The sequence below is a fragment of the Salinigranum sp. genome, from assembly GCF_041641895.1.
Lineage (GTDB): Archaea > Halobacteriota > Halobacteria > Halobacteriales > Haloferacaceae > Salinigranum.
The window spans coordinates 1-26822 of the sequence record NZ_JBEPXO010000051.1 but is presented as its reverse complement, the minus strand read 5'-3'; the positions used below and the strand labels follow the sequence as shown (position 1 = coordinate 26822).

General features: G+C 66.9%; 26 protein-coding genes, 1 tRNA gene and 1 pseudogene. 15 read left to right on the top strand and 13 right to left on the bottom strand.

Annotated elements, in window-relative coordinates:
* On the top strand, positions 1-1556 hold a 1556-nt coding region (locus tag ACESK5_RS12055), incomplete at its 5' end, for an ATP-binding protein (protein ID WP_372911813.1).
* 13 nt (positions 1557-1569) lie between these two features.
* Here the strand turns inward: ACESK5_RS12055 and ACESK5_RS12050 are convergent.
* Complete coding sequence (locus tag ACESK5_RS12050; protein WP_372911812.1) at positions 1570-2361, bottom strand: proteasome assembly chaperone family protein; 792 nt, start codon at positions 2359-2361, stop codon at positions 1570-1572.
* A 203-nt stretch (positions 2362-2564) separates the two neighbouring features.
* Between ACESK5_RS12050 and ACESK5_RS12045 the strand changes: the two genes are divergently transcribed.
* A complete protein-coding gene (locus ACESK5_RS12045) occupies positions 2565-3989 on the top strand; it encodes a PAS domain-containing sensor histidine kinase (protein ID WP_372911811.1) in 1425 nt (474 codons plus the stop codon).
* A 105-nt stretch (positions 3990-4094) separates the two neighbouring features.
* On the opposite strand, the pseudogene ACESK5_RS12040 reads toward ACESK5_RS12045, so the two are convergent.
* From ACESK5_RS12040 to ACESK5_RS12025, 4 genes and pseudogenes are all read right to left on the bottom strand, one after another.
* Positions 4095-4271, bottom strand: a pseudogene (locus tag ACESK5_RS12040) (RNA-protein complex protein Nop10); the annotation flags it as partial.
* 13 nt (positions 4272-4284) lie between these two features.
* Positions 4285-5085, bottom strand: coding sequence for a translation initiation factor IF-2 subunit alpha (locus tag ACESK5_RS12035; protein ID WP_372911810.1), 801 nt, complete (start codon positions 5083-5085; stop codon positions 4285-4287).
* 13 nt (positions 5086-5098) lie between these two features.
* A complete protein-coding gene (locus ACESK5_RS12030) occupies positions 5099-5272 on the bottom strand; it encodes a 30S ribosomal protein S27e (protein ID WP_372911809.1) in 174 nt (57 codons plus the stop codon).
* Positions 5273-5274: 2 nt separating this feature from the next.
* The gene (locus tag ACESK5_RS12025) at positions 5275-5556 is read right to left on the bottom strand and encodes a 50S ribosomal protein L44e (protein ID WP_103424649.1); all 282 of its coding nucleotides are present in this window, start codon (positions 5554-5556) and stop codon (positions 5275-5277) included.
* Positions 5557-5694: 138 nt separating this feature from the next.
* Here ACESK5_RS12025 and ACESK5_RS12020 point away from each other — a divergent pair, with 138 nt between their 5' ends.
* Entirely contained in the window at positions 5695-5952 is a 258-nt protein-coding gene (locus ACESK5_RS12020; protein ID WP_372911808.1) for an HAH_0734 family protein, read from the top strand.
* Positions 5953-6080: 128 nt separating this feature from the next.
* Here the strand turns inward: ACESK5_RS12020 and ACESK5_RS12015 are convergent, their stop codons facing one another.
* Positions 6081-8471 (bottom strand): DUF2298 domain-containing protein, encoded by a 2391-nt coding sequence (locus tag ACESK5_RS12015; protein WP_372911807.1) that lies wholly within the window; start codon positions 8469-8471, stop codon positions 6081-6083.
* Between the two features lie 197 nt (positions 8472-8668).
* Between ACESK5_RS12015 and ACESK5_RS12010 the strand changes: the two genes are divergently transcribed.
* The 5 genes from ACESK5_RS12010 (at position 8669) to ACESK5_RS11990 (ending at position 11514) form a co-directional block, all read left to right on the top strand.
* Entirely contained in the window at positions 8669-8917 is a 249-nt protein-coding gene (locus ACESK5_RS12010; protein WP_372911806.1) for a hypothetical protein, read from the top strand.
* 121 nt (positions 8918-9038) lie between these two features.
* Complete coding sequence (locus tag ACESK5_RS12005; RefSeq protein WP_372911805.1) at positions 9039-9839, top strand: glycosyltransferase; 801 nt, start codon at positions 9039-9041, stop codon at positions 9837-9839.
* Positions 9840-9843: 4 nt separating this feature from the next.
* Positions 9844-10287 carry a GtrA family protein gene (locus ACESK5_RS12000; RefSeq protein ID WP_372911804.1) on the top strand — a complete coding sequence of 148 codons (444 nt, stop codon included), beginning with the start codon at positions 9844-9846 and terminating at the stop codon, positions 10285-10287.
* A gap of 72 nt (positions 10288-10359) precedes the next feature.
* Positions 10360-10434: transfer RNA gene (locus ACESK5_RS11995), tRNA-Met, on the top strand.
* A 426-nt stretch (positions 10435-10860) separates the two neighbouring features.
* Positions 10861-11514, top strand: a complete 654-nt coding sequence (locus ACESK5_RS11990) for a lactate utilization protein (RefSeq protein WP_372911803.1) — start codon at positions 10861-10863, stop codon at positions 11512-11514.
* A 24-nt stretch (positions 11515-11538) separates the two neighbouring features.
* Here ACESK5_RS11990 and ACESK5_RS11985 read toward each other — a convergent pair whose 3' ends face one another.
* From ACESK5_RS11985 to ACESK5_RS11970, 4 genes are all read right to left on the bottom strand, one after another.
* Positions 11539-12480 carry a ring-cleaving dioxygenase gene (locus tag ACESK5_RS11985; protein WP_372911802.1) on the bottom strand — a complete coding sequence of 314 codons (942 nt, stop codon included), beginning with the start codon at positions 12478-12480 and terminating at the stop codon, positions 11539-11541.
* Positions 12477-13181, bottom strand: coding sequence for an alpha/beta hydrolase (locus tag ACESK5_RS11980; protein WP_372911801.1), 705 nt, complete (start codon positions 13179-13181; stop codon positions 12477-12479). The genes ACESK5_RS11985 and ACESK5_RS11980 overlap by 4 nt, the downstream gene beginning before the upstream one ends.
* Positions 13182-13618: 437 nt before the next feature.
* On the bottom strand, positions 13619-14386 hold the full coding sequence (locus ACESK5_RS11975; protein WP_372911800.1) for an IclR family transcriptional regulator: 768 nt from the start codon (positions 14384-14386) through the stop codon (positions 13619-13621).
* 205 nt (positions 14387-14591) lie between these two features.
* Positions 14592-15446, bottom strand: a complete 855-nt coding sequence (locus tag ACESK5_RS11970) for a 3-keto-5-aminohexanoate cleavage protein (RefSeq protein ID WP_372911799.1) — start codon at positions 15444-15446, stop codon at positions 14592-14594.
* Positions 15447-15565: 119 nt separating this feature from the next.
* Here ACESK5_RS11970 and ACESK5_RS11965 point away from each other — a divergent pair, with 119 nt between their 5' ends.
* The 5 genes from ACESK5_RS11965 (at position 15566) to ACESK5_RS11945 (ending at position 20934) form a co-directional block, all read left to right on the top strand.
* Positions 15566-16342, top strand: coding sequence for an SDR family NAD(P)-dependent oxidoreductase (locus ACESK5_RS11965; RefSeq protein ID WP_372911798.1), 777 nt, complete (start codon positions 15566-15568; stop codon positions 16340-16342).
* Positions 16343-16681: 339 nt separating this feature from the next.
* Entirely contained in the window at positions 16682-17830 is a 1149-nt protein-coding gene (locus ACESK5_RS11960; RefSeq protein WP_372911797.1) for a sugar ABC transporter substrate-binding protein, read from the top strand.
* 18 nt (positions 17831-17848) lie between these two features.
* Positions 17849-19420 carry a sugar ABC transporter ATP-binding protein gene (locus ACESK5_RS11955; protein ID WP_372911796.1) on the top strand — a complete coding sequence of 524 codons (1572 nt, stop codon included), beginning with the start codon at positions 17849-17851 and terminating at the stop codon, positions 19418-19420.
* Between the two features lie 92 nt (positions 19421-19512).
* Positions 19513-20415 carry an ABC transporter permease gene (locus tag ACESK5_RS11950; RefSeq protein WP_372911814.1) on the top strand — a complete coding sequence of 301 codons (903 nt, stop codon included), beginning with the start codon at positions 19513-19515 and terminating at the stop codon, positions 20413-20415.
* A 93-nt stretch (positions 20416-20508) separates the two neighbouring features.
* Positions 20509-20934, top strand: coding sequence for a universal stress protein (locus ACESK5_RS11945; protein WP_372911795.1), 426 nt, complete (start codon positions 20509-20511; stop codon positions 20932-20934).
* A gap of 31 nt (positions 20935-20965) precedes the next feature.
* Here the strand turns inward: ACESK5_RS11945 and ACESK5_RS11940 are convergent, their stop codons facing one another.
* On the bottom strand, positions 20966-22642 hold the full coding sequence (locus ACESK5_RS11940) for an aldehyde ferredoxin oxidoreductase family protein (protein ID WP_372911793.1): 1677 nt from the start codon (positions 22640-22642) through the stop codon (positions 20966-20968).
* Between the two features lie 61 nt (positions 22643-22703).
* Positions 22704-23459, bottom strand: coding sequence for an SDR family NAD(P)-dependent oxidoreductase (locus tag ACESK5_RS11935; protein ID WP_372911792.1), 756 nt, complete (start codon positions 23457-23459; stop codon positions 22704-22706).
* 186 nt (positions 23460-23645) lie between these two features.
* Here ACESK5_RS11935 and ACESK5_RS11930 point away from each other — a divergent pair, with 186 nt between their 5' ends.
* Both ACESK5_RS11930 and ACESK5_RS11925 read left to right on the top strand, forming a co-directional pair.
* Positions 23646-24740: an amidohydrolase family protein gene (locus ACESK5_RS11930; RefSeq protein WP_372911791.1), complete on the top strand. Its 1095-nt coding sequence runs from the start codon at positions 23646-23648 to the stop codon at positions 24738-24740.
* Positions 24741-24746: 6 nt separating this feature from the next.
* Positions 24747-25190, top strand: a complete 444-nt coding sequence (locus ACESK5_RS11925) for a metal-sulfur cluster assembly factor (RefSeq protein ID WP_372911790.1) — start codon at positions 24747-24749, stop codon at positions 25188-25190.
* A gap of 120 nt (positions 25191-25310) precedes the next feature.
* Here ACESK5_RS11925 and ACESK5_RS11920 read toward each other — a convergent pair.
* A partial coding sequence (locus ACESK5_RS11920; protein ID WP_372911789.1) for an acyl-CoA synthetase occupies positions 25311-26822 on the bottom strand: 1512 nt, incomplete at its 5' end.

Here is a 26822-nt window from a genome sequence, read left to right as displayed (position 1 = left end):
CGCTCGACGAACGCGTCGAGCAGACGCTCGCGCTCGCCTGTGACCGCCTCGACGTGCGCCTCGGATTCCTGACCCGGATCACCGACGACACCCAGCGCATCGTCCACGCAGTCGGCGACCACCCGCTCCTCCAGTCGGGCGAGTCGTGTCCGCTCTCGAAGTCGTACTGCCGGCGAACGCTGGATACCGACGGCCTCCTCGCCGTCGTCCACACGGCCGAACACGGGGACTGGCGGGACGACCCGGGCTACGAACTGTTCGGGCTGGAGTGTTACCTCGGCGGGAAGGTCAGCGTCGACGGCGACCTGTATGGGACGCTCTGCTTCGCCGACACCGACCCCCGGGACGAGCCGTTCACCGACTCTCAGACCGTGTTCGTCGAACTGCTGACGCGGTGGGTGAGCTACGAACTCGAACGGGAGCAGCGCGAAGGTGACCTCCGGCAGGCGACCCGACGGTTCCGCGCGCTGTTCGACAACCCGCGGACGTTCGCCGGCATCCTCGACCCAGACGGGACGCTCCGTGAGGCGAACGACACGGCGCGGTCGACGCTCTCCGACCCGGACTCGGCCCTCGGCCGGCCGTTCTGGGAGACTCCGTGGTGGGCGTCCGACGACGCCGTCGCGACGGTCAGGGAGGCGGTGGAGACGGCGGCGACGGGGGAGGCCGCACCGTTCGAGTGTGCGTACTTCGGAACGGACGGCTCCGGGACGGTCAGCGCGACCGTCTACCCGGTCTACGGACCTCCCGACGGCGACGTCCTCGGCGACGCCCGCACCACCGACGAGCGCGACGACACCGCGGTGGTCTCGCTGGTCGCTGTCGGCACCGACACGACGACGCGGACGGAGCAGGCCGAACAGATCAGACGACAGCGCGACCGGTTAGCGGAGTTCGCCTCGGTCGTCTCACACGACCTCCGGAGTCCGCTGGAGGTCGCTCGCGGCCGCCTCCACCTGTACGAGACGACAGGCGACGAGGGGCACATCTCGGAGGCGGAGGCCGCCATCGACCGGACGTCGGCGCTCGTCGACGACCTCCTCGAACTGGCACGGCAGGGCGAGACCGTGTCGGAGTCCACCCCGACGTCGGTCGTCGACGTCGCCCGGCGGGCGTGGAACACCGTCGCCGCCGAAGAGAGCTCCCTCACGGTCGACCTCGACCCGACCCTCACCGTCCGGGCCGACCCGAGTCGCCTCCGACAGCTGTTCGAGAACCTGTTCAGGAACAGCGTGGAACACGGTTCCACGGGCAGTCGGGCGACGCCCGACGACAGTGTCGAGCACGCCCCCGAGGTCGGTCGCGGGTCGGTCTCGGTCCGGCTCACCGGCCTCGACGACCGCCAGGGGTTCGCCGTCGAGGACGACGGGGTCGGCATCGACCCGGCGGCCCGCGACCAGGTCTTCGAGCGCGGATTCACGACGAACGCGGAGGGGACGGGGTTCGGCCTCGCCATCGTCGAGCGCGTCGTCGAGGCCCACGGCTGGGCGGTCGACGTCGGGGAGAGTGCGAGTGGCGGGGCGCGCTTCGAGGTGACGGTGTCGGTCGAGTCCTGAGTCGGACGTCGGGTCAGCCGATGTACCGGAGGTCGTCGTCCGTCGGGACCGACCCCTGCTGGTTCTGCATCTCCTGTATCTTCCCGACGACCTCCTCCATCTCCTCGGCGCGTTCTTCGAGCGACTCGAAGCTGACCTCGAACCCGAGAATCTCCTCGAGCGCGACGAGGACGGCCTGTGCGCTCTTGGGGTCGACGAGGTAGCCGCTCGTCTCGCCCATCAGACAGGCGACGTCGAAGCCGCGTCGCCCGCCGAGGCCGAGCATGAGCCCCGAGACGCCGACGACGCCACCGGCCGGTTCGTCCTCGCGGAACTCGATGCCGGCCTCCTCGAGCGGTTCGACGTGTTCTGCGGCCGACACCGCGCCGAGGACGCTCGGCTCCTCGACCAGTTCGCCGGTCGGGACGCCGCCGAGCGCGAACACCTGCCGGACGCCGAACTCCTCGGCGAGGTCGAGGAACGCCTCCGTCAGGCGGTAGTGGCCCGCGTTCGTCTGCGCCTGGTGGTCGCCGGTCAACACGAGGAGGTCGACGCCGTCGCCGTCCTCGCCCTCACCGTCCGTGGCCGTGGCGGGGACGCTGACGGCGTGAATCTCCGCGGACGCGAGTTCGGCGACGCCGTCCTCGATGGTCACCTGCGGCGGGAACTCCGTCGCGTAGACGCGCCGGACCACCCTGCTCTCGAACTCTTCGAGGAGGTGTTCGACCGCCAGCTTCCCGACGTGACCGACTCCCGGGAGCCCCTCGATGAATACCGGCTCGGTGAGCTCCGGGTCGGCCAGCACCTCGACTTCGATGTCGTCCATGTCCCCTAGTCGCGGTGGCGGGTCATAAGAGGGCGTTGGTCGGTGGCGGACGGTGACCTCCGGGACCGCCGGGGTGGATACACCACGCTCGCCCGCGGGCCGGGGGCGACTGCACCCGGAACGTGTCGGCACCGTGTCGCCAGGTTATCACGGATGAGTACTGGACGGATAGGTTTTGATACCCTGCTGTTCGACTGCCGACAATGGACACTACGCCGGTCGAGGCGGTGCTTCTCGACCGAACCCTCGACATCGTCGTGGTCCTCGACGGGTCGGGACGATTCCAGTACGCGAACTTGGCTCTCGAGCGCGTGCTCGGCTACGCACCCGACGACGTCCTCGGCCGGGACGCACTCGCCCTCGTCCACCCCGACGACCGCTCGCGCGTCACCTCGGAGTTCACGCGACTCGTCGAGGCGGCCCCGCGTGAGGACGACCACTCGGCGCTGTCACCCACGGAGTTCCGGTACCGTGCGGCGGACGGCTCGTGGGTCTGGCTGGCCGCAAACATGTCGACCGAACCGGCGCTCGGCGCCGACGAGTACGTCGTCTCCTGTCGTGACATCAGCGCCCGGCGAAAGGCCGAAGAAGACAGACACCACACCCACCAGCGCCTCCTCGACATCACGGAGCACACCACCGACGTCCTCTGGATGTTCTCCGGCGACTGGTCGGAGGTGCTGTTCATCAACTCCGCGTACGAGTCGGTGTGGGGACGGTCCGTCGAGGACCTCCGTGACGACCCGGCCGACTTCGTCCGCGGTATCCACCCCGCCGACCGCGACAGAGTCGAAGCGGCGATGGCACGCCTCTCCGGCGGCGACCCGGTCGACATCGAGTACCGCGTCGACGCCACCGACGGCTATCGGACGTGGGTCTGGGTGCAGGGTCACCCACTCACGGACGACGAGGGGGAGGTCGCCTCGGTCGTCGGGTTCGCCCGCGACGTGACCGACCGACGCGAACGCGAACGCCAACTCCTCGTGATGGACCGCCTCCTCCGGCACAACCTCCGGAACGAGATGAACCTCATCCTCGGACACGCCGAACAGGTCCGGGCGAACGGCGGGGACGCCGTCGCGGCCAGCGTCTCACAGATTCTCGAGACGGGCGAACACCTCCTGCGGACGGTCGACAAGGAACGCGACATCGTCGGCCTCCTCACGAACGACGCCGACACGGCCGTCTTCGACCTCGTCGCGACGGTGGCGGACGTCTGTGGGCGCGTTCGGGACCGATACCCCGAGGCGACGGTCGAGACGTCGCTTCCGGCGGAGGCTGAAGTCCGGGCGGTGTCGAAGCTCCCGCTGGCTGTCCACGAACTCCTGACGAACGCCGTCGAACACGCCGACGTGAGCGACCCGACCGTCACGCTCTCGGTCACGGTCGACGACGACGCCGGGACGGTCACGCTCTCGGTCGACGACGAGTGTCCACCGATTCCCGTCCAGGAGATTCGCGTCCTCCGCGGCGAACGCGACGTCCGCTCCGTCTACCACGGGAGCGGGTTGGGGCTGTGGCTCGTCCACTGGGCCGTCGACCGCTCCGGTGGGGAACTCGCCTTCCAGACTGCCGCGCACGGGAACACGGTCTCTCTCACGCTGGACGCGGCAGGTGACTGTCGCTGACGGCGGTGTGCCGTCGACGCCGAGTCAGTCGCGCCCGCTCCGGTCGTCGGCGCCTTCGTCCTCGTCGGCGCCTTCCCCTTCGTCCTCGTCTCCGTCGACGCCGTCCCGGCGAGCGCGTTTCAGCCGTCGTCGGTACTCGCCGTACGCGTCGGTGGGGTCGAACGGTGCGGGGGCGCTGTTCTCGGTCTCGGACCCGCAGACGGGACAGACCTCCGAGAGCGCGTAGACGGGTCGGCCGTGTCTGTCGCGCCAGGCGGTACAGACCCGAATGTCGGACTTCACCGGTCTCGCCCCGCTACTCGTCGTCTTCGTGTCGCTCGCGGTGGTACATCGCGGTCCCGCCGTGGGACTCGATGACCGACCGCGCGCGTCCGGCGGCCGATTCGAGTTCGGACTCGGCCGTCTTGTAGTCGGGCGCGCGCACCTTGATGCGGTACTCAGGCGACCCGACGTAGGTCACCTCGAGTTCGATGCCTTCGGGGACGTCGCCGTTTCCGCCGGCAGCCTTGAGCGCCTCCCGGATGTGCTCGACGCCGTCGCCGACCGGACAGCGCAGGTCGACGTACCCCGTCACGTTCACGTACGGGACGGAGACGTTCTCGCGGGCCGTCTCGACGAACGCCTCGACCTCGTCCTCGGAGAGGTCGACGTCCTCGAGGGCGGCGGAACCGTGGATTGCGGCCTGCTCGAACCCCTCGTAGAGACTGTCGAACTCCGCGAGGACGGCGTTCGCGACGGCCGAGTACTGCTCGTCGGAGACGTCCTCGCCGAAGGCCAGCGACATCCACTTGTCGGCCTTCTGTTCGTTCTTCCACTCCTGTATCTTCTCCTTGCGCTGGTGCTCGTTGACGTCCTTGATGGAGAGGTCGATCTGCTGGGAGGACTCGTTGACGTCGAGCACCTTCGCGACGACGGTCTGACCCTCGCGGACGTGGTCACGGACGTTCTTGATCCAGCCCGAGGCCACCTCCGAGATGTGTGCCAGGCCGCGCTTGTCCTCGTACTCCTCGAGGTCGATGAAGACGCCGAAGTCGGCGATGTCGTCGACTTTGCCGACCACGAGTTCGCCTTTGTCGGGCCAGCCACTGTACTTCATCCGTTATCCCCCCTCAGCGGGCCTCGACTGTTTCGACGATTTCGTGGTCGATTCGTGCTTTCCCGCCCGTGGGCGTCGCCAGCGTCGTGCCGCAGACGGCGCAGTTGACGGGCGTCGAGGCCTTGCCGAAGACGACCTGTTCGTTCTCGCAGTCGGTACACTTGACGCGGTAGTAGGAACCTGCCATAGTTACTCCTGGAACTCCAGTCGGCCGGCGCGCCACCCCTCACGCATGTGGGCTTTGCCGCAGTCGGAACAGCGGTACTTCAGGTGGGTCTTCTTCGTCGGCTTGTCACCGCCGGGCACCTTCGAGAACTTGCCGGCGTTCCCGATGGTGGCCTCACCACGGCGCTCCTGGCGGGCGGCCCACTTCATCCCCGTCGCGCGGCCGGTACGGACCTTCTCGACCTCGTGTTCGTGGTGCGCGTTGCAGTGCGGACAGTACGTATTAAATCGGCGAGGTATCTGCATGTTATCTACCTTGCCGGGTTTTTGACGTCGCTCGTTAAAACCCGTTTGGTTCCGGGGCGCGGCCGACGCCCCGCCGAGACGCACGCCCGGTCGCAGAATCCCGAAGAGATTAAGCCCGCGTCGCCGGAACCCCGGAGTATGAAGAAGCTCATCGTCCGTGGCGACCCCGGCATCCGGCGCGACGCCGTCATCGAGTGGGACGGCGAGGAGCAGATCTGTTTCGCCATCGACCGCCAGGGGGAGTTCCACGGCCCCGACGAGGTCCAGCTGTGGTGCACCATCGGCACCGAGGACGAGCGCGAGACGTTCGAGAAGCGCGAGTACGTCCCGCACTTCCTCGAGGTGGACTCCGTCGACGCCGAGGCGCTCACCGTCGTCCAGAAGCGCGGCGTCTGAGGTCCCTCAGTCGCGTCGCGGCCGCTCTTCGAACTCATCACCTACCGTCCGTCGTCCGTCTTCCTCCGTCACTCCCCCACTCGACACGGCCGTCCTCCCATCGGTCCGGGTCGGCCAGCGTCGGCGAGTCACCCCGCGGGTAGTTCCTCGTGGTCGACCCGGTACACCGTCACCGACCCCTGCTCGTACGCGACTTCAACCCCCTGCAGGTCGGTGACGGTGACGTCGTCGTATCTGAGCCGCTCCGACGGACCGACCCAGACGTACTCGACGTCGTATTGTCTGAGGAGTCGTGCCTGCTCTTCTGGCTGCCCGAGGAACATCGTGTCGACGTCGCGCACGCGTGAGTAGTACGCGTCCGTTCCGCGGTAGCCGACCTCGTGTTGCCACCCTGCGACGGTCGGGACGCCCGTCATGCTCGCGGCAGGGTTCGACGTCCACGCGTACATCCCCCGCTCGCGTTCGTCGGTCCCGCCCCGCGAGTGCCACGTCGTCCCCGGGGCGGAGAGGAGCGTCGGCTGGCCCTCGCGGGCGTCGAGCCAGTCGATGGCGGGTGCCTCCTCGGGATGCTGTGACTCGACGAACGCCGTCGCGTCGAGGGTCGCCTCGGGGGCGTTCTCGAAGTGGTTGCCGAGCGCGAAGGCCCCGTACGTGCTCGTCGAGACGACGAGGAGGAGGACGAACCCGACGACGAGGACGCGCCGCGCCACACCGACGCCGATGCCGCCGCCGTCGGTGGCGACTGCCTCGCGTCTCGTCGTCTCCGTCCTCGTCCCCGCCCCCGTCTCGGCGGTGCGTCCGCGGAGCAACCCGGCGACGACGGCCCCGGCGGCGACACCCCACAGCGCCCACACCTGGATGTAGAACTTGAACACGGTGTTCATCCGCAGCGGGCCGGCCTGCTCGGTGAGGTAGACGAGTTCGACCATCGTCACCAGGCCGGCACCGCCGACGACCAGCACCGTCTCGAAGCCGACCGGCCGGCCGAACCGGAGGGCGACGAAGCCGAGCACGAGCAAGGGGAGCGTCAGCAGGAGCACGGGCAGGCCGATGGCGCTCGCGACGAGTGCGACGGCTGCGACGCCGACGAGTACCGGTATCGCGCGCCCGACGCGGCCGAACAGGTACGTGCCGAACGCGAGGACGAACCCACCGTGGACCAGAAGGAGGCCGACGAGCGAACTCCGCTCCGCGGCGGCGAGAATCTCGAGCGAGCGACTGCTCCCCCCGCCGCTCGCGAGGACGACGAACGGCGCCGAGAGGACGACGCCGACGACGCCCGCCAGCACCGCCACGCCGAGCGCGCTCGCGAGTCGGAGCCCCTCTCTCCGGAGCCGCGACTCGAACGATTGGACGGTCCGCTCGGAGAACAGCGTCAGGGGGTGGGCGGGCGCGAACGCCACCGCGAGGAAGAGGACGCCGAACAGAGTCGGGAAACTCCACGTGTCGACCACCGACTGGAGGCCCGCCACGACGGGAATGGCCCCGAACACCAGGAGGCGGCGCCGCGTCCGCGCCTCGGCGGGCGTCTCGTAGTAGGCGAACGCCAGCCCCGCGGCCAGGAGGAGGAACGGGAGGCCCATCATGTGTGCGTGGAGGTCGCCGTTGAGCCACGCGAACAGCGGGAACTCGTTGATGGTCCCCGGGATGACCCGCGAGGCGTCGAAGTAGAAGAAGTTCGAAGACCCCGACAGGACCTCGTCCGGTTCGGCGCCGGTCCCGTCCGCGATCCACGTCGCGACTGCGGTTCCGAGTCCCGTGGGCAGCAGTCCCAGCGCGACGTCCGCGGCGGTGTGGAGGTTGGCGGCCACGCCGACGAAGAACGCGCCGAACGCGCCGGCCAGACGTGCGGAGGACGGCCTCGGCCGGTCGGCGTCCGCCCCTCTCCGAGCCGCAGCGACCGACGCCGCGAGGTCGTACGCCGCGGTGACGAGCATCGCGTAGAAGCCGGCCAGTCCGAGGTTGTACGCGAAGCGCGGGGGCGTGAACGAGAGTCGCGCGAGCAGCGCCGTGACGAGGTGGCCCCCGTAGTAGTAACGGACGGGTTCGTTGGCGAACCACATGTCCTCGGGCGGCAGCGCCGTCGTCCGCGAGAGCGACTTCAGGAGGCCGAAGTCGAGGAACTTCTCGCCGCCGAGCGCGTGAACGGCGGGGTCGACAGCCCTGACGGCGACGAGAAACGAGAAGGCGACGACGAAGACGACGGCCGACTCCGCCAGCGCGCGACGGTCGAGCCGCAGGGACGGACTCGCTCGGACGCTCCCGTCACGGAGCGCGTCCCGGTCGAGTCCCGTCAGGAGCGCCGCACCGACGAGCGTGAGCGTCCCGACGACTAGTCCCGCCGTGAGCGAGAGGTGCCCGACCCAGTACGCGGGCAGGGTGAGGACGACGAGCGCGACGGGGACTGTGAACCCCGCGCCGCGACCCGAGACGGAGAAGAGGCGGGCGGCGATTGGAACGCCGGCCGCACCGACGAGCGCGAACAGGAGAAGCCAGCGGAGGACCAGCGCGTACTCCATACACAGCAATCGACGCGCTCGACCCGTTATACGCTTTATGTCTCTGTCACCGTCGCGGACAGGTCGCCGTCCCCGACTGTTCACGCGGGTGTGATGCGTCGCCGTCGACCACGACGACTCGGAACCCCCGACCCGGCCGGTGTCGCGCCCGGAACCGGACCGACCCTTGAAGGGGAGTCACCCCGTCGGTCACCTCGATGGACGACCGCACACCACGGCGGGACGGGGGTGAAGTGGGCCGGACGGGAGAGTCGGCCTTCGACAGACGGCGAGCGATCGCGGGTGGACTGACGCTCCTGGGTGCGGTCCTCGGGTTCACCGTCGTGCAGGCTGCCATCCAGACCGGGACCCTCTCGGACGAGTTGGTCCTCGTCGCGCTCCCCGCCTTCGGTGTCGTCGGCGTGGTCGGGTTCGTCGTCTTCGTCTCCGCGGTGGTGAGCCGGTGACGCGGCCGGCTCTCACGGCACCGCGGGACTCTCACGGCAGCACGAGTGCCGACACGACCGGAGGACCACCCGTGGGTAGGTATCGGTCGGTTTTTTAACACCCCTGCGCAATCCACCCCCAATGAGCAACGTCGGTGTCGTCGTTCCCGCCTACCGTCCCGACACCGCGCGGATCACGAGCTACCTCGCGGCGCTCGATGAGGCGTGCTCCCCCGCGGTCCTCCGCGTCGAACTCGACGCCCCCCGCTCCGAGACCCTCGACGCCCTCCGGGCGTGTTCGGTTCCGGTCGAGGTGTCGACGAGCGCCGACCGCCGCGGCAAGGGCGCGGCCATCACCGCCGGGTTCGAGTCGCTCGCCTCCCGGGCCGACGTCGACGTCATCGCGTTCGCGGACGCGGACGGGTCGACCCCCGCCGAGTCGCTCGCGGACGTCGTCCAGCCGGTCGTCGACGGGCGCGCGGACCTGGCAGTCGGGTCGCGGCGACACCCCGACGCGGACGTCGTCTCCCACCAGACGCTCGCGCGCCGCCGACTCGGTGACGGCTTCGCGTGGCTCGCCCGCCGGTTCCTCGACGTCTCCCTGTACGACTACCAGTGTGGGGCGAAGGCGCTCTCGGTCGCGGCGTGGGCGGCCGTCCGCGAACACCTCTACGAGCCCGGCTTCGCGTGGGACATCGAACTCGTCTCCGTCGCCGGCGCGCTCGACTGCCGGGTCGCCGAGGTGCCGGTCACGTGGGAGGACCACCCCAAGTCGACCGTCTCCACCGTCGACACGACCCTCCGACTCGGGTGGGCGCTCGTCCGCTCGCGGCATCGCGCCCGGTCGCTCCGTCAGGACCGCCTGCACGCACTCCTCGAACGGTCACGCGACAGCGGCCCCTCGCTCGTCGAACGACTCGGGGCCGACGCGGTGGACGACTGACCCCATGTCGGTCGTCGACGCGCTCCTCTCGGGCCGGCGGTTCGGCAAGTTCGCCTCCGTCGGTGCCGTCGGTGCCGTCTTCGACGTGACGACGTCGACGGTGCTCCGCGAACTCGGCGTCTTCCCCGAACTCGCGGTGTTCGTCGGCATCGAAGTCGCCATCGTGGTCATGTTCCTGCTCAACGACAACTGGACGTTCGCCGAGCAGGGGGCCGCGGGTGTCGGTGCGGCACTCGGTCGACTCCTGCGTTCGAACCTCGTCCGCGCCGGCGGTATCGTCGTCCAGTTGGCGACGTTCCGCTTCTTCTACCGGGCGGTCGCCCTCGACCTGACCGTGCTCGACATCGACGGCTGGTTCGTCGTCTCGAAAGTCGCCGGCATCGGCACCGGGATGCTCGTCAACTACGTCGCGGAGAGCCTCGTCACCTGGCAGGTGGGACGTGGCTGACTCTCACGCCGAAAAGTACCATACGGCGTCGTAATCATAACCCTTAACCGCACCCACCGATTCGTACCCAGTAGCGGGATGGGATAGCCAGGAGATTCCGCCGGGCTCATAACCCGGAGATCGGTAGTTCAAATCTACCTCCCGCTATGTTTTGTCGACCTCACTCCTCGAGCGGCGAGTCTCGTCTCGGAGCGGCCTCGGAGGTCGGCAACAGAGGCCAGAGTTGATTTGAACGAGAGGACGGAGCGACGCGGAGTCCGCGTTGTTCAAATCTACCTCCCGCTACTTCTCTCGGACTCACCTCCCGAGCGCCGAGTCTCGGTCCGGCACGAGACCACAGTGAGTCCGTGCGTGTGTGACGAGTCGATTCGACCCCGGCGAGTGGAGCGAGCGGCGCGCACGGCGCGCCCACCGACGTGGTCTGCACGCCGGCGCCGCTGTCTCACCGTGTCGCGTCACCCGTCCGCGTGACGGTAGTAACCCGCGCGTAACCCGCTGACACCGGTGTCCGCGAGCGCTTATCACCGTTCCACCTGTAGTCGGAACCGTCGCGTCACCGCGGCATTCCCCCTCATGTCTCAGCAGAAATCCGACTACGACGACGTCCGTATCGACGACGAACTCGACGCACTTCCGAGCGACGACGAACTCAACGAGACCGTCGCGAACCTCGAGGCGAACGGGTTCGCGGTCACCGTCGTCGACACCCGCGAGGAAGCGCTGGAGGCGATCGAATCGCTGATTCCCGACGGTGCCTCCGTGATGGACGGTCACTCGACGACGCTCGAAGAGGTCGGGTTCGTGGAACACCTGATGGAGGGTGACCACGCGTGGGAGAACCTCCACGCCGAGGTGTGGGCCATCGACGACGACGAGGAACGAGCCACCGCACGCCGGAAGGCGCAGACGGCCGACTACTTCGTCGGCGGCATCAACGCCATCGCGCGCACCGGCGAACTCGTCGCCGCGGACCGTTCCGGGAGTCGCATCGGCGCGTACCCGTTCGCCGCGGGCAACGTCGTCGTCGTCAGCGGTGTCAACAAGATCGTCGACGACCTCGACGCCGCCCTCGAGCGTCTGGAGAACGTCGCCTACCCCCTCGAGAACGAGCGTGCACAGGACGCCTACGGCGTCGAGAGCGCCATCGCCAAGCAGCTCGTCTTCCGCAAGGAACTCGCCGAGGGCCGGACCTCGGTCGTCCTCGTCCGGGAGCAACTCGGTTACTGACGCCGCCCGCTTCCGTCGGGGGCGCTACCGCTCCGTCTCTCCGTCGTCTGTGAGTGGTGGTAGCTGTGCGGTTATCATCTCGCGGTCCGGTTCGAGCCACGGCGGGAGTCGGAGTGCTCCCCCGAGGGAATCGACCGACTCGTCGGCGGTCAGTCCCGGTCCGTCCGTCGCCAGCTCGACGAGGATGCCTCCGGGTTCGCGGACGTACAGCGAGTGGAAGTACTGCCGGTCACGCACGCGGGAGGGTGAGAGACCGTCCTCGACGAACACGTCGTGCCAGGCCGCCAGCGTGTCCTCGTCGTCGAACCGAAACGCGACGTGGTGGCCCGTTCCAACACCTTCGCGGCCGAACGGGAGGATCGAATCGAGGACGTCGACGACCGACCCCGGCACCGTCTCGCCCGTCCGGTACCGCACGCGGTCACCCTCCTGTGCGTCGAGTTCGAAGCCGAGCGCGTCGAGGACGCTGGCGGTCTGGAACGGACTCGCCGAGGCGAGCGTCACGCTGTGCAACCCGCGGATGGCGTGCTCTCGCGGCACCGAGCCCCCGGTCCACGGCTCCCCGACCGGCTCGCTCCCGACGAGTTCGAGCGGTTGGCCGGCGCCGTCGGTGAACCGGAGCACCGGTTCGCCGAACCGCTCCTCGCGGTCGACATCGTAGTCGGCGAGGCGCTCGGCCCAGTACTCGACGCTCGCTCGCGGTACGGAGAGCGCCGTCGCCGTCGGCTGTGGCCGTCCGACGCGCCCCTCCGTTCCGCGCTCGAAGGGGAAGCACGTCAGCAGCGTCCCCGGCCGCCCACGCTCGTCGCCGAAGTAGAGGTGGTGCATGAACTGGTCGTCGTAGTTCACCGTCCGCTTGACGAGCCTTAGTCCAAGAATTTCTGTGTAAAAACCGTACGTATCCGCGGTCGTGCCGGTGACGACGGAGACGTGGTGCATCCCCGGTGTCGACGGCGGGAGGCTCATCGGTCCGGGTCTCCGTTCCCGCGGCGGTCGGTCGTCCCCGCGTCCTCTACGAGCGTCACGAGGAGGTCGGCGACGACCGCGAGTTCGTCGTCGGTGATCGTGTGAGCCATCCCCTCGTAGATTCGTTCGGTGACGTCGCCACCGAGCGCCCTGAAGACGTCGCGGGACGCGTGGACCCGTTCGACGGGGACGTACGGGTCGACGTCGCTACACCCCAGGAAGACGGGCGTGCCGGCGAGGTCACCCGAGTGTTCGAAGGCCGTTCCCTCGGGGCCGACGAGTCCGCTGCTCAACACGACCAGTCCACCGTACCGACGAGGGGTCCGGGCGACGTACTCCGCCGCCAGACACGCGCCCTGTGAGAACCCACCGACGACGACGCGTTCGACCGGGACGCCGCCGGCGACGACGTCGTCGACAGCGGCGTCTACGGCGGCGAGCGCGGACGTCAGTTCGGGTTCGTTGGTCTCGGGCGGGGCGAGGAACGACCCCGGGTACCAGCGGTTGTACTGCGCCTGTGGTGCGGCGTACGCGACGCCGTGAACGGAGAGCGCATCGAACAGGTCGAAGATGCTCACGGCCGTCGCGCCCCGCCCGTGCAGGAGGACGACGGCCGCGTCAGCCACGCGGAGCGGTGCGCCCGCGTACCTGGTGGGCTGACCCTGGTGCGGTCCGTCCGAGGATGTCCCCGTGGTGTTCACACCCGGTCTGGGGGGCGGGACGGGGATAACCGTTCGTGGGGGTCGTCACGTCCCGGTGACACCCCCGTCGACTGGTCGCGAGCCGGATGGCCGTCGAGGCGGTCCAGTGCGATATAACTCATTGTACTACTGCGCCGCTGTCCTCGTGCCCTTCGGGCGGTACTCATCCCCGTGTCTCTGTAGACGGGTAGTCGCCGGAACCGACGAGTCGCCGACTCCGGACGCGTGTTCGTTTTCGCGAGCGTCGAATCCTCACGAACGTTCGTGTCGTGCGCAGTTACAGTGGTACTGGTGTAATTGGTTGTCCGGACCTCCGACCGTCTCGGCCTCGTGGCCCCGACTGTCGCGCCCGTTCCACAGGTGCGTCGTTCGCGAGCGTCGAATCCTCACGAACGTTCGTCTCGTTCACCCGTTACTGCCGTAGTGATGTAACGATATCAGGTCAACGAGTTCTCCAGTTCGAACTCGTTGGCGACGCCGAGCAGCGTCTCGGGGAGGTCCGTCTCGAACCGGTCGTCGTTCATCCGGTTCGCCGGACTCGCGACGCTGAACGCCCCGACGACCCGGCCGTCCGCGCCGTTCACCGGGACACCGACGGCCTTGACACCGTCGAGTTGCTCCTCGTGGTTGAACGCCACCCCTCGGTCTCGGACCGTCTCGAGTTGCTCCAGCAGGGTGTCGACGTCCGTGATGGTGTGTTCCGTCGCCGCGGGGAGTCCCCACTCGTCGACGACGTCCTCCACGCGCTGTCGGGGGAGTTGCGAGAGGATGGACTTCCCGGCGGCCGTCTGGTGGAGGTAGAACCGCTTGCCGACCGTCGAGTAGGTCCAGACGGCGTGTTTGCCCGAGTATGTGTACATGTAGACGCCCCGTCCGTTCTCCTCGACGGCGAACACGGCTCGGCACTCGGTCTCGTCGGCTAGCTGCTCGGTGTACGACTCGGCGATACGGTACGCCTTTCGCCTGTTACGAACGTAGTCGCCGAGACTCAGGAAGGTGAGACTCAGGTGGTAGACGTCGCCGGACTTGACGACGTACTCGTTCTCCGCGAGCGTCGTCAGGTGCGCGTGGACGGTACTGGGTGCCAGATCCATCGCCTCTGCCAGTTCCGTCACCCGGGCTCCGTCCAGCTCTCGAAGCGTCTCGACGACGCGCAGTGAGGTCGCCGTCGTCTGCAGCGTCCGGCCGCCGCCTTGGGTACTCATGTAGGACACATCGAGGCCACCGTACTTAAAATTCGCCACGTGCAAAACACTTCGCTTCCGATGGCCTGAGATATTGTGACACGTTTACACGCAACGCGCCAGTCGCGGCGTCGGTCCCCCGGTTCCGTCACTCACGAACCAAAGAGACAGCGAATCGGTGGGTGAGAACCGCGATCGACTGTCGATTCGTGTGTACCGAATCGACTCAGAGCCCGAGTAGCTCGCGCGTCTCCGCCGGTGAGGCGATTTCGCGCTCGAGTTCGTCGGCGATGCGTGCCGTCCGTTTCACGAGCTGGGCGTTGCTCTCGGCGAGTTCCCCCTTCCGGTAGTAGACGTTGTCCTCCATTCCCACGCGGACGTGCCCACCCATCGTGATGGCGGCCGTGGTCATCGGAAGCTGGTGTTTCCCCACGGCGAGACACTGCCACTCGACGGGGTCCGGGAGGTTGTCGACGAAGTTCACGAGGTTCCGCGGCCCGGGCGGCATCCCGTTCTGCATCCCGAAGATGACCGTCGCCCAGTACGGCTCTTCGAGGAGTCCCTCGTCGATGAGGTGCTCCGCCTCGGGGATGTGGCCGGGGTTGAACAGTTCGAGTTCGGGCTTCACGCCGGCGTCGCGCATCCGTTCCGCGTACTCCTCGTTCTGCTCGCGCGTGTTCTCGGCCGTCCGGGTCTGACCGAAGTTGATCGGACCGAGGTCGACCGTAGCCACCTCCGGCCGGGGGTCCGTCTCGAGGACCGGCGCGATGCGCGCGTCGCGCGTGTAGATGCCCCCGCCGCCGGTGGTGAAGTTCACGAGGATGTCGTCGCAGTGGTCGTCGATGGCGTCTCTGAGTGCCTGGAACCGCTCGACCGACTTGGTGTCCTCGTGGTTCTCGTCGCGGGCGTGGAGGTGGACCATCGACGCGCCCGCCTCCTCACACGCCGCGAGGTCCTGTGCGACCTCTTCGGGCTGAGTCGGGAGGTTCGGGTTCGCCTCCTTCCCGTGGAGGCCGCCGGTGGTCGCGACGGTGATGACGAGCTTCTTGTCGAAGTAGTCGCTGTATCCTTGGTACGGCATACTCCGACGTGTTTCGCGTCGGGACTTTACTATTTCGGGCGGCGCCGCTCGTGCCGCCGAAGGGGGCGGCGCGGCGGATGGTCACTATCTTTATGTACTTTCGTCTGACTTGGGGAGGTATGGAACGAGATAGCACAGCCCTGGTGACCGGTGGAGGGCGTGGTATCGGCCAGGCGATCTGTGTCGAACTGGCGGCTCGCGGGAACGACGTCGTCGTCGCCGACCTGGACGAGACCGAGATGGCGTCCACGGTCGAACTCGTCGAGGCAGAGGGGCAACGGGCGCTCGCCCTCCAGACGGACCTGAAGCGCCTCGAAGACGTCGAGTCGACCGTCGAGGCCGCACTGGGCGAGTTCGGGACGGTCGAGCACCTCGTCAACAACGCGGGCATCGCGGGGCCCACCTCCGCCTGCGAACAGGTCAGCTCCGAGGAGTGGGACGAGACGGTCGCCGTGAACCTCCGCGGCCCGTTCTACACCTGCCGGACGCTGCTCCCGTCCATGAAAACCGCGGGCTACGGTCGCATCGTCAACATCGCATCCGTCACCGGCAAGCGCCCGCTCCGCCAGCGAACGCCCTACGCGACGACCAAGATGGGGCTCATCGGGTTTACCCGGACCCTCGCCGCCGAAGTCGGCGAGCACGACATCAACGTCAACGCGGTCTGTCCCGGGTCGGTCGACGGCCCGCGCATCCGACGCGTCTTCGAGCAGAAGGCGGAGGCGACTGGCCAGAGCTACGAGGTCGTCAGACAGCGTGCGGAGGACGAGAGCCCCCGCAAGGAACTGGTGACGCGGGAGGACATCGCGAACACCGTGGCGTTCCTCTGCTCGGACGACGCCGACCGTATCACCGGTCAGGACGTCAACGTCTCGGCGGGCAAAGTGATGTATTGACCCCGGCCGGAGCGTGCCTGCGTGGGGCCCGCGGCGAGCCGACCGGCCCTCGGACTGTCCTGATTTTCAATCACAAACTATATACCGAGGGGTTGACCACATGTGGATGTCGTAAACATGGCACGAGATAGCAGAAACCAGTCCAGGCGTCGCTTCCTCAAAAAGACCGCCGTCGGTGGCTCGGCGGTCACACTGGGAGGGCTCGCTGGCTGTGCGGGTGGATCCGGCGGCGGTGGCTCGTCGACCAGTTCAGGTGGCTCGAGTGGCTCCTCGGGGAGTGACTCCAGCGGGACCGACTCGTCAGGCGGCTCCGGGTCGGACGGTGGGACCAAGACGTCGATGGGCTCCATCGCCAACCGGCAGAACTCCTACTGGCTCAGTTGGGAGAAGGGCTACCTCGAGGCTTGTGAGGCCTTCGGCTACGAGACGAACGTCCAGACAAACAACGGCGAGGTCCAGACACAGCAACAGCAGTTCGACACGGCGGTGTCCAACAACGCGGACTTCATCGCCGGGCAGACCTACACCAACGCCGCCGCAATTACGCTGGCGGAGACGCTGGTCGAGGGCGAAACCCCGGGCGTGCTCGCGGTCACCATCGCCGACTGGTTCGTCCCGCAGGACGCAGGCGAAGAGTACGTGACGTTCTTCACACCCCACTTCGTCAACCACGCCTACAGCGCGGCGAAGATGCTGTTCGAGGCGATGGGCGGCAGTGGGACGTTCGTCCACATCGAGGGCAACCGCGGCACGGCTCCGAACATCGGCCGGAACAAGGGTGTCGACCTAGCGATGGAGGAGTACCCCGACATCGAGATGGCGGGGCCACGCCAGCCGGGCAACTGGATCCGCTCGGACGCCCGTCAGGTGATGAACGACAAGGTCTCCCAGTTCGGCGACGACATCGAAGGCTACTTCGGCCAGAACGACGCCGTCGCGCTGGGTGGGCTCACCATCCTCGAGGAGAACGACATCGACGTGCCCGTCGTCGGCATCGACGCCAGCGAGCCCGGGCTCGCGGCCATCGCCGAGGACCGGATGACTGGCACCGTCTCGGGCATGGGCCCGTGGCAGGCCGGCTGGTCGGTCGCGAAGTGCCACGACTTCATCAACGGGCACACGCTCAGCGGCGCAGAGCGGATGATGGCGTTCAACGCGCCGGTCTGTGTCAAGAACCCCAGCGAGTGGACCGACGCCATCGACCGGCTCCCGGTCGTCGACGCCGCCGACTACAACGACGCCATCTTCTCGGGCGAGACGCCCTACGACTGGACGAAGATGTCCGTCGTCGAGGCCGGCGAGGACGCCTGGGACCCCCAGATCGACATGCAGCCGATGAACCTCGAGGACATGAAGGAAGTCCTCGACTGGAAGGACGAGGACAAGCCGAGTGGCTACAGCCTGCCGGGCGTCTACACCGACGACGCCGTCCAGGAGGAGACGACCCAGCTGTACGTGGATCGATTCCAGAACAACCCGCTCAAATAATTCTCACCACAGACCCCCATGGCATCACAGACACACACCGACGCGATGGACGCGGACCGGGATCGCCCCGGGAGTGAGAATCACAGCTTCCGCGTCGAGGGTATCTCGAAGTCGTTCCGTCACGTACAGGCCCTCAAGGACGTGTCGCTGGCGGTCGACCACGGTGAGGTCATCGGTCTGGTCGGGGAGAACGGCGCGGGCAAGAGTACGCTGTTGAACATCCTGACCGGCGTGTTACAGGCCGACGAGGGCCAGCTGTACGTCGACGGGGACCCCGTCACGTTCACGAACCCGCGTGAGGCGGCGGACTACGGCGTCTCGCTCGTCCACCAGGAGCAGGACGTCATCACGACCATGCGGGGGTACGAGAACCTCTATCTCGGGCGGGAGAAGGAGCGCTTCGGGGTGCTCGAGAAGGAACAGATGCGCGAGGAGGCCCAGGCCTTCGTCGACGATCTGGGCATCAACATCGACGTGGACGAGCGCGTGCGCAACTACTCGTTCAACGAGCGCCAGATGCTCGAAATCGCGAAGGCGTTCCACGTGTCTCAGAAGTCCGAGAACCCCGTCATCCTGCTCGACGAGCCGACGGCCGGCCTCGAGGAGAGCGGCCGCAAGATACTGTTCGACCTCGTGAACGACCTGCGGGAGCGGGCGACGTTCGTCTTCGTCTCGCACGAACTCGACGAGGTGCTGCAGATCTCCGACCGGATCTACGTCCTCAAAGACGGCGAGCGCGTCGGCTCCACCACGGCGGCCGACGCCACCACGGACTCGCTACAGCAGGCGATGGTCGGCCGGGAGACGGCCGACGAGTACTACCGCGTCCCCGACCAGCAGCGCGAGGCCGACCTCGGCGAGACGGCGATGGCCGTCGACGAGGTGGTCCACGAGGACACAGTCGGCCCGATTTCCTTCTCCGTCCGCGAGGGCGAGATATTCGGTATCGTCGGCGTCGAGGGCTCGGGCAAACAGCGACTCGGGCGCCTGCTCGCGGGCGACCTCGACATGACGCAGGGCTCGGTCTCCGTCGGCGACACCACCCTGCAGAACCCGACGGTCTCGGACATGGTCGACGCGGGCGTCGGCTACATCCCGAAAGACCGGAAATCGGAGGGCCTACTGCTCTACCAGTCGGTGCTGGTCAACACCTCCCTGGCGATGGTCCGGGACATGCACGGTAGCCTGCCGCTGCTCGACCTGGACGCCGAGGAGGAGGCGACGCTCGACGCCATCGAGGAGCTGTCCATCAAGACGCCGGGCCCCAACGCGCTGGTGCACGGCCTGAGCGGCGGGAACCAGCAGAAGGTCGTCATCGCCCGCTGGCTGGCTCAGGAGACCCCGGTGCTCGTGATGGACAACGTGACTCGGGGAATCGACGTCGGCGCCAAGGAGGAGGTGTACCGTCTCTGCCGAGAGCTGACCGACAAGGGCGTCTCGATCGTCTTCATCGGCGACGAGCTGCCCGAGGTCATCGGCATGTCCAACCGCATCGCCGTGATGGCGAAAGGCGAGTTCGTCGGCGAACCCTTCGACGCCTCGCCGGGTAACAAACCGACCGAAGAGGACCTGATACAGGAGATGATCTGACAATGAGTACGAGTAGCGTCAGCGAGTGGATCACCAACCAACGAGAGCAGCGCACCCTCCACGACTGGATACAGGACCTGGGCCCGTTCGTCATGCTGTTCGGGCTGATACTCTTCTTCACGTTCACGACGGAGCGCTTCTTCACCGAGGGCAACCTGCTCGACAACGTCGCGAAGAACGCGGTCACGCTACTGCTGGTAGCACTGGCGGGGACCTTCCCCATCCTCCAGCAGAGTATCGACCTCTCGGTCGAGTCGGTCGTGCTCTTGACGGGCGTCGTGACCGTCGTCCTGATTTCGCAGTTCGGCCTGGGCCTGCTCGCCATCCCGCTCGCCATCGGCGTCGGGATGCTCGCCGGCCTGTTCAACGGCCTCGTCTTCACGAAGCTCAAGGTGCCCTCGTTCCTGGTCACGCTCGGGACGCTCTCGGTGATGGCCGGGGTCGGGAAGATCATCACCGGTGGCTCGACCATCACCTTCCGGAATCCCGCCCTCCGCACCATCTCGACCGGGGACGTCTTCGGCATCCCCAACCTCGTGCTCTGGGGGCTGCTCATCTACGTGGCAACCATCGTCTTGGCCTTCCGGACGAAGTTCGGCCGGTACTGCTTCGCGCTGGGCGAGAACGAGCGCGTCGTCGAGCTGGCCGGTGCGAAGGTCGACCGCTACAAGATCTATCCCTTCGTGCTGTCGGGGCTGCTCTGTGGCATCGCCGGCGTCCTCTTGACGCTGCGCATCTCGTCGGCCTCGCCGAACATCGGGAGCGGACTCCTCCTGCCCAGCATCGCCGCCATCGTCATGGGCGGGACGGCGCTGACGGGCGGCGTCGGCGGGCCCCACCGGACCATTCTGGGCGTGCTCGTCATCGCGGTCCTGAACAACGGGATGAACCTGCTCGGCACCGACTCGTTCGTCCAGGAGATCATCCTGGGGCTCGTGGTCGTCGCGGCGGTGGCGCTGTCCATCGACCGCGCGAAGATCGACGTCGTGAAGTAAGGCGTCGCTCCTCGCCTCCCTGTTCTCGCGGTCACCGCGCTCGGACCCGCTCGGACCCGAGCGTTCTTGTCCCGTGCTAGCGTACTGCTCTCCATGGGACGCACCCTGGTCGCGCTAGACGATTCCCCACAGGCACAGCACGCGCTCGAGTACGCGCTGTCGGTCCACGACGGCGACGAGTTCGTCCTCGTCCACGTCATCGACTACAGCGAGTCCATCACGGACCCCGGCCGCGGCGGCCGGGGGCGACTGGAGGGCTGGTACCAGAAGGCGACGGAGGACGCCGAGGAGTTGTTCGCGGACGCGAGGGAACTCACCGACGGGTACGACGTCTCCGTGACCACAGTCGTCGCGGACGGCAAGCCCGTCCGGGAGATACTCGACTGCGCGGACGAACACGACGTCGACCAGATCGTCATGGGGAGCCACGGGCGGACGGGCGTCGCACGCGTCCTCCTCGGGAGCGTCGCCGAACAGGTCGTCCGGCGCGCCGAGTGCCCGACGACGGTCGTTCACTGACCGTCGTCGCGACGACGAGAAACAGTCCCAGTCAGTCGGCGCTGGCGGCCGCGTTCACCCGCCCCTCGGGGACGACGCCGTCGTCGGTCCAGCCCCGACGCTCGTAGTACTCGTCGAGGGCCGCCTCGAAGTCCGGGAGCGAGTACGGGAGCGTGTCGTCACTCCGGTCGATGCCACGCTGGTTGTTGAAGTGCCGTTCGAGATCGACAACCCGCGACCCCACGTCGAGGAGGTCCGTGTAGTCGGCCCCGAACAGGCCCTCGAAGCGTTCGGGCGTCATGAAACTCCGCGAGAAGCGACAGACGATGCCGCAGTCCTCCAGCGCCCGGGCGTTCTCCTGTTCGATGACCATCTCGGGCTTTCCGTCCAGTCCGGTCGGATTGTACGCGTCGTCCTTGTCGACGAGGGGGTACTCCCACGCGTACATCGTGGTGAACATGTGGTCCGCGCCCCGCGTGGCCGTTGCGTACGACAGGCCCTGGCCGTTCAGCGTCCGGCCGTCGTGGGCGGCGAAGTCGAGGCCCTTGACCGTCCAGTTCTCGACGCCTAGCTCCTGATGGAAGCGGTCAATGCCCTCCGCGAGCACGTCGCCGACGCCCTCGCGGTGGGCGATTCGCTCGACCGTCTCGAAGATCAACTCCGTGTTCCCGAACTCCTCCTCGCTCGCCAGATACGCCGAGACGACGTTGCCACAAGAGATGCTGTCCAGCCCGTATCTGTCACACAGTTCGTTCGACTGCATCACGTCGACGATGTCGTCGACGCCGGCGTTCGACCCGAACGACATCACCGTCTCGAACTCCGGTCCCTCCGTCTCGACGCCGCGCTCCTCGTCTTTCGTCGGGAGTTTACACGCGAACGCGCACGCCGAACAGGTGGCCTTCTTGAACTTCTTCTCCTCGACCCGGTCGCCGTTGATGCCCTCGACGCCCTCGAACTGCAGTTCAGAGAAGTATCTCGTCGGCAGGGCGGACACCTCGTTGGCGAGGTCCGTCACCGAGGTGGTCCCCTGCCGCTTCATGATGTGGTCCGACGTGGCCGCGTCGCGGTGGACGTCCATCTGGACGGGCGGGACGTCGATGTCGGGTGCCGAGTCGCCGTCGAACGTGACCGCCTTTACGTTCTTCGACCCCAGCACCGCCCCGAGACCACCACGACCGAACGCCCGCGATTCGGAGGTCATGATGCAGGCGAACCGGACCCGGTTCTCGCCGCCGGGGCCGATACAGGCGACGTGTTCGTGTTCGAGGCCGTGTTCGGACTCGACGTAGTCGACCGTCTCGGGGACCGTCGCGCCCGTGAGGTCCGGGACCGGTTCGAACTCGACTCCGGTGTCGGAGACGTGGACGACGAGGAGTTCGTCGCTCGCGCCGCGGAGTTCCACCGCACCGTAGCCGGTGGCGGCGAAGTTCCGCGACATGAACCCGCCGGCGTTCGACGAGAGGAGTCCGTCCGTCAGTGGCGAGACGCCCGTGCAGTTCATCCGGCCCGTGAACGACATGTTCGACGCCTGCATCGGCCCCGTGGTGAAGAAGAGGCGGTTCTCTTCGCCGAAAGGGTCGGCGTCGAAGGGGATGCGCTCGTGTGCGAGTCGTGTGGCGACGCCGCGCCCGCCGATGAAGGTCTCGTGGACGTCTCCGATGTCAGTCGTCTCCGCCGTGCGGTCGCCGACGTCGACGGTCAAGAGGGGTCCCTCTGCGTAGAGCATGCGCTCACACCTTGCCCGCACGACTCAATAAGCGTTGCTCACGACACGTTCGGGGTCGCGTTCAGGCGGTGAAGCCGCCGTCCATCACGAGGTTGTGGCCGGTGACGAACGACGACTCGTCGCTCGCGAGGAACAGCGCCGAGTCGGCGACTTCTTCGGGCTGACCCGCACGTCCGAGGGGAGTCTGTTCGAGGATTCCCTCTGCCGTCTCGCCGTCCTCCATCGTCATCGCCGTCTCGATGAAGCCGGGGTTGAGCGCGTTGACCCGGACGCCCGCCTCTCCGTGTTCGACCGCTAGCTGTCGGGTGAGGTTCGTCACGCCGCCCTTGGAGGTGCAGTACAGCGAGGAGTTCTCCAGGCCCCGGATTCCCCCGATGGAGGACATGTTGATGATGCTCCCACCCGTGTCCTGCTCGCGCATCACTTCGACGGCGGCCTGGCTCCCGAAGTAGACGCCCTTGAGGTTGATGTCCATCAGCCACTCGTAGTCCTCTTCGGTCACTTCGTCGAGCGGGAGTTGCCGCTCCACGCCCGCGTTGTTCACCATCACGTCGAGCGAGCCGAACACCTCGACGGTCGCGTCGACGGCCTCGCGGAGGTCCGCGATAGAACTCACGTCGCAGTGGACGAACTGTGCGTCCCCACCCGCGGCCTCGACGAGTTCGTGCGTCGGGTCGCCACCCATCCGCGGGTCCTCGCGGACGTCCGCGACGGTGACGCTCGCCCCCTCCTCGGCGAACCGTCGTGCGATGGCGCGGCCGTTGCCGGACGACCCGCCCGTGACCAGTGCTGTCTTTCCCTGCAGTCGCTCGGACATAGACACGCTATCGTGCTACTGCCTCTCAATTAAGTGTTTCTCGCCGGTCGTCGGTGTCGTCGGCGTCTGGAGTGTCTGTCTCGGGAGTCGACCGTGGACCCACCGGTGTGAGTCCGGTGAGCCGCACCGACCGACGCACCCAGATACCCAAATGTTTAATAATCGGTGTCTTGACCTACAAACGAGATGTTAGAGAGTGGCTCACTCGTGGTTGACTCCGTGTCACACTGTTTCAACCACACGCCGGAGAATCACAAGCACCCCCACGCGCAGATATGGGACGACGAGACGTACGAACTCGGCGCGAAGCTCCTCCCCGACGGCTACGTCCCGTCGGAGGAGGTCTTCTACCGCGACCACCAGCCCGAGGAACTCGCTCGGCTACTCTTCTTGGAGAGCCAGATCGACTACTCGGTGTACCACTCCCTGCCGCTCGACGACTACTTCCACGACGGCTACGTCTCCCGCGAGAAGGGGTTCGAGTTCATGGAGCAGAACCAGAATCGTGTGTCGATGTACGTCGACGTCAACCCGCTGGAGGACGACGCGGGCGACCAGATCGAGGAGTTCGCCGCGAAAGAGGGTGTGGAGGGCATCAAGTTCTACCCGGCGCGCTACCAGAACGGCAACGACCTCTCGCTCCAACTCACTGAAGACGCCGTCTGGCCCCTCCTCCAGCGCGTCGCCGACTCCGAGGTCGACACGCTGGCTATCCACAAGTTCATCCCGTTCGCGACGGCTCCCGTCCGCTACTTCAAGCCGGGCGACGTCGAGGACGCGGCCAACTCGTTCCCCGACATCAACTTCGAGATCATCCACGCCGGCTTCTCGTTCGTCGAGGAGACTGTGCTCGCGATGGCGAGCCACGACAACGTCTACGCGAACCTCGAGAACACGGCGTGTCTCGTCAACACCCGCCCGCGGAAGTTCGCGAAGGCACTCGGTGAGATGCTCTACTGGGCCGGCCCCGACCGCATCGTCTACGCCGGTGGGGCGACGGCGCTGCACCCCCAGCCGCCCATCGAGGGAATCTGGAACTTCGAGATGCCCGAGGACCTCATCGAGGACTACGACTACCCCGAAGTCACCCAGGAGGACAAGGAGAAGATTCTCGGCAAGAACGCGCTTCGGCTCCTCGACAAGGACCCCGAACAGATCAAGAAAGACATCGAGGGCGACAAGTGGGACCAGCTCAAGAACGAGCGTGAGGAGAGCGACGAGTACCCGGCCGCGCCGTGGTCGACGTACGATGCCGAGTCGGCCCTCGCATCCGACGACTAACTACCCATGTCTGCACACACAGATCCGTACGCGCGGACGGAACCCGCCACGCACGTCACGCCGGACACGGAGTTCGACGACGAGCGCAAGTCGAAGGTCAAGGCGCAACTGGGCAAGGTGCTCGACCCCTGTAGCTGTATGAGCGAGCACCCGATCGACATCATCGACCTCGGCCTCGTCGAGTCGATCGAGGTCGACGGGCGCGACACCGAGATTACGCTCCTCTTGACCTCACAGCGGTGTACGTACTTCCTCGACATCAACGACGAAATCTGCGAGCGCGTCGAATCGCTCGAAGAGATCGACAGCTGCGAGGTCCACCAGGACACGAGCGGCAAGATCTGGACGAACGACCGGATGTCTGCCGAGGAGCGGAAGGCCCGGCGCAAGCGCTTCCACGAACGCATGGAAGCCGCCGGCGTCACTCCCTACGCGGAACGCTCGGACTGACCACTCGCACCTCCGCTCTGCGGCCCTGCCGCTGTTCTCTCTGTTTCTCTCGCGAGCCCACGAGGACGAAAACGAATTTCCGACGCCAGACTGTGGTGTTGACGACGCCTGACAGTGGCGTCAGGATGCGTCTCTGAGTTCGTCGAGCGCAGCGGGGTTCTCGATACTGCTCATGTCGCCTAACTCCTCACCCTGGTAGATAGCCGAGATGGCCCGGCGGATGACCTTCCCCGACTGGGTTTTGGGGAACTCCGAGACGAACAGAATCTCGCGCGGGCGGAACGGCTTGCCGTGTTCGTCGCCGACGAGCGCAGACAACTCGGCGCGGAGGTCGTCGGATGGTTCCTGGCCGTCTTCGAGGACGACGTACGCGACCACCGCGGTCCCGGTGGTGTCGTCGGGGACGCCCACTGCGGCGGCCTGATTCACTGCCTCGTGTTCGGTGAGCACGCCTTCGATTTCGGCCGGGCCCACCTTCCGCCCCGCGACGTTGAGCGCGTCGTCGGCTCTGCCGTGTAAGAACCAGAAGCCGTCTTCGTCTTTCTGGGCCCAGTCGCCGTGGTCCCAGACGTCGGGCCACGTCGACCAGTACTCTTCGAGATACCGCTCGTCACCGCTCCACAGCGATTTCGTGGTCGAGGGGCACGAATCGCGGGCGATCAAAAAGCCGCGTTCGTGGGTGTCGGCGATGGACTCGCCCGCGTCGTTCACGATGTCGATGTCCATGCCCAGACCGGGACCGCCGAGCGAGGTTGGCTTGAGCGGCTGGGTGGGCATGGGCATGAGGAAACAGCCGCAGATTTCGGTTCCTCCTGAGATGTTGATGATGGGCGCTTCGCCGCAGCCCACGTGTTCGTAGAACCACTGCCAGGATTCGGGGTCCCACGGCTCGCCAGTCGACCCGAGGAGGCGAATCGAGGAGAGGTCGTGGTTTTCGACCCACTCGTCGCCGTGTTTGCGGAGGGCGCGGATGGCGGTGGGCGAGATGCCGAACACAGAGAGCGAGTGGCGGTCGATCATCTCCCAGAATCTATCCGGTTCGGGCTGGTCGGGTGCGCCCTCGTACATGAAGATGGTCCCGCCGAACGTGTGGTTGCCAATCAACGTCCATGGGCCCATCATCCAGCCGATGTCCGAGACCCAGAAGAAGCGGTCCGAGGGCTTGTGGTCGAAGCCGAAGTAGATCTCTTTGGCGCACTGCATCTGGACGCCAGCGTGGGTGTGGACGATACCCTTGGGCTTGCCCGTCGTCCCCGACGAGTACAGGAGCATCGACTCCTGGTCGGATGGCAGGGATTTGGTGTCGTACTCGTCGTCCTGAGTCTCGACGGCGTCTGCGAACCACTCGTCTCTGTCGTCGTTCCAGGGGGTGTCGACCTCGTCGCCGAGGCGGTCGTAGACGACCGTGTGTTCGACGTAGCCCGCTTCTTCGATGGCCTCGTCGGCCGATTCTTTGAGGGTGAGTGGCGAGCCACGGCGGTAGAAGCCGTCACCGGTAAAGAGGACCGAACACTCCGAATCTTCGATGCGGGTGGCGGTGGCGTCGACGCCGAATCCCGAGAAGATGGGGACGGCAATCGCGCCGACTTTGAAGCAACCGTAGAGAATCGAGATGACCTCGGGGACCATCGG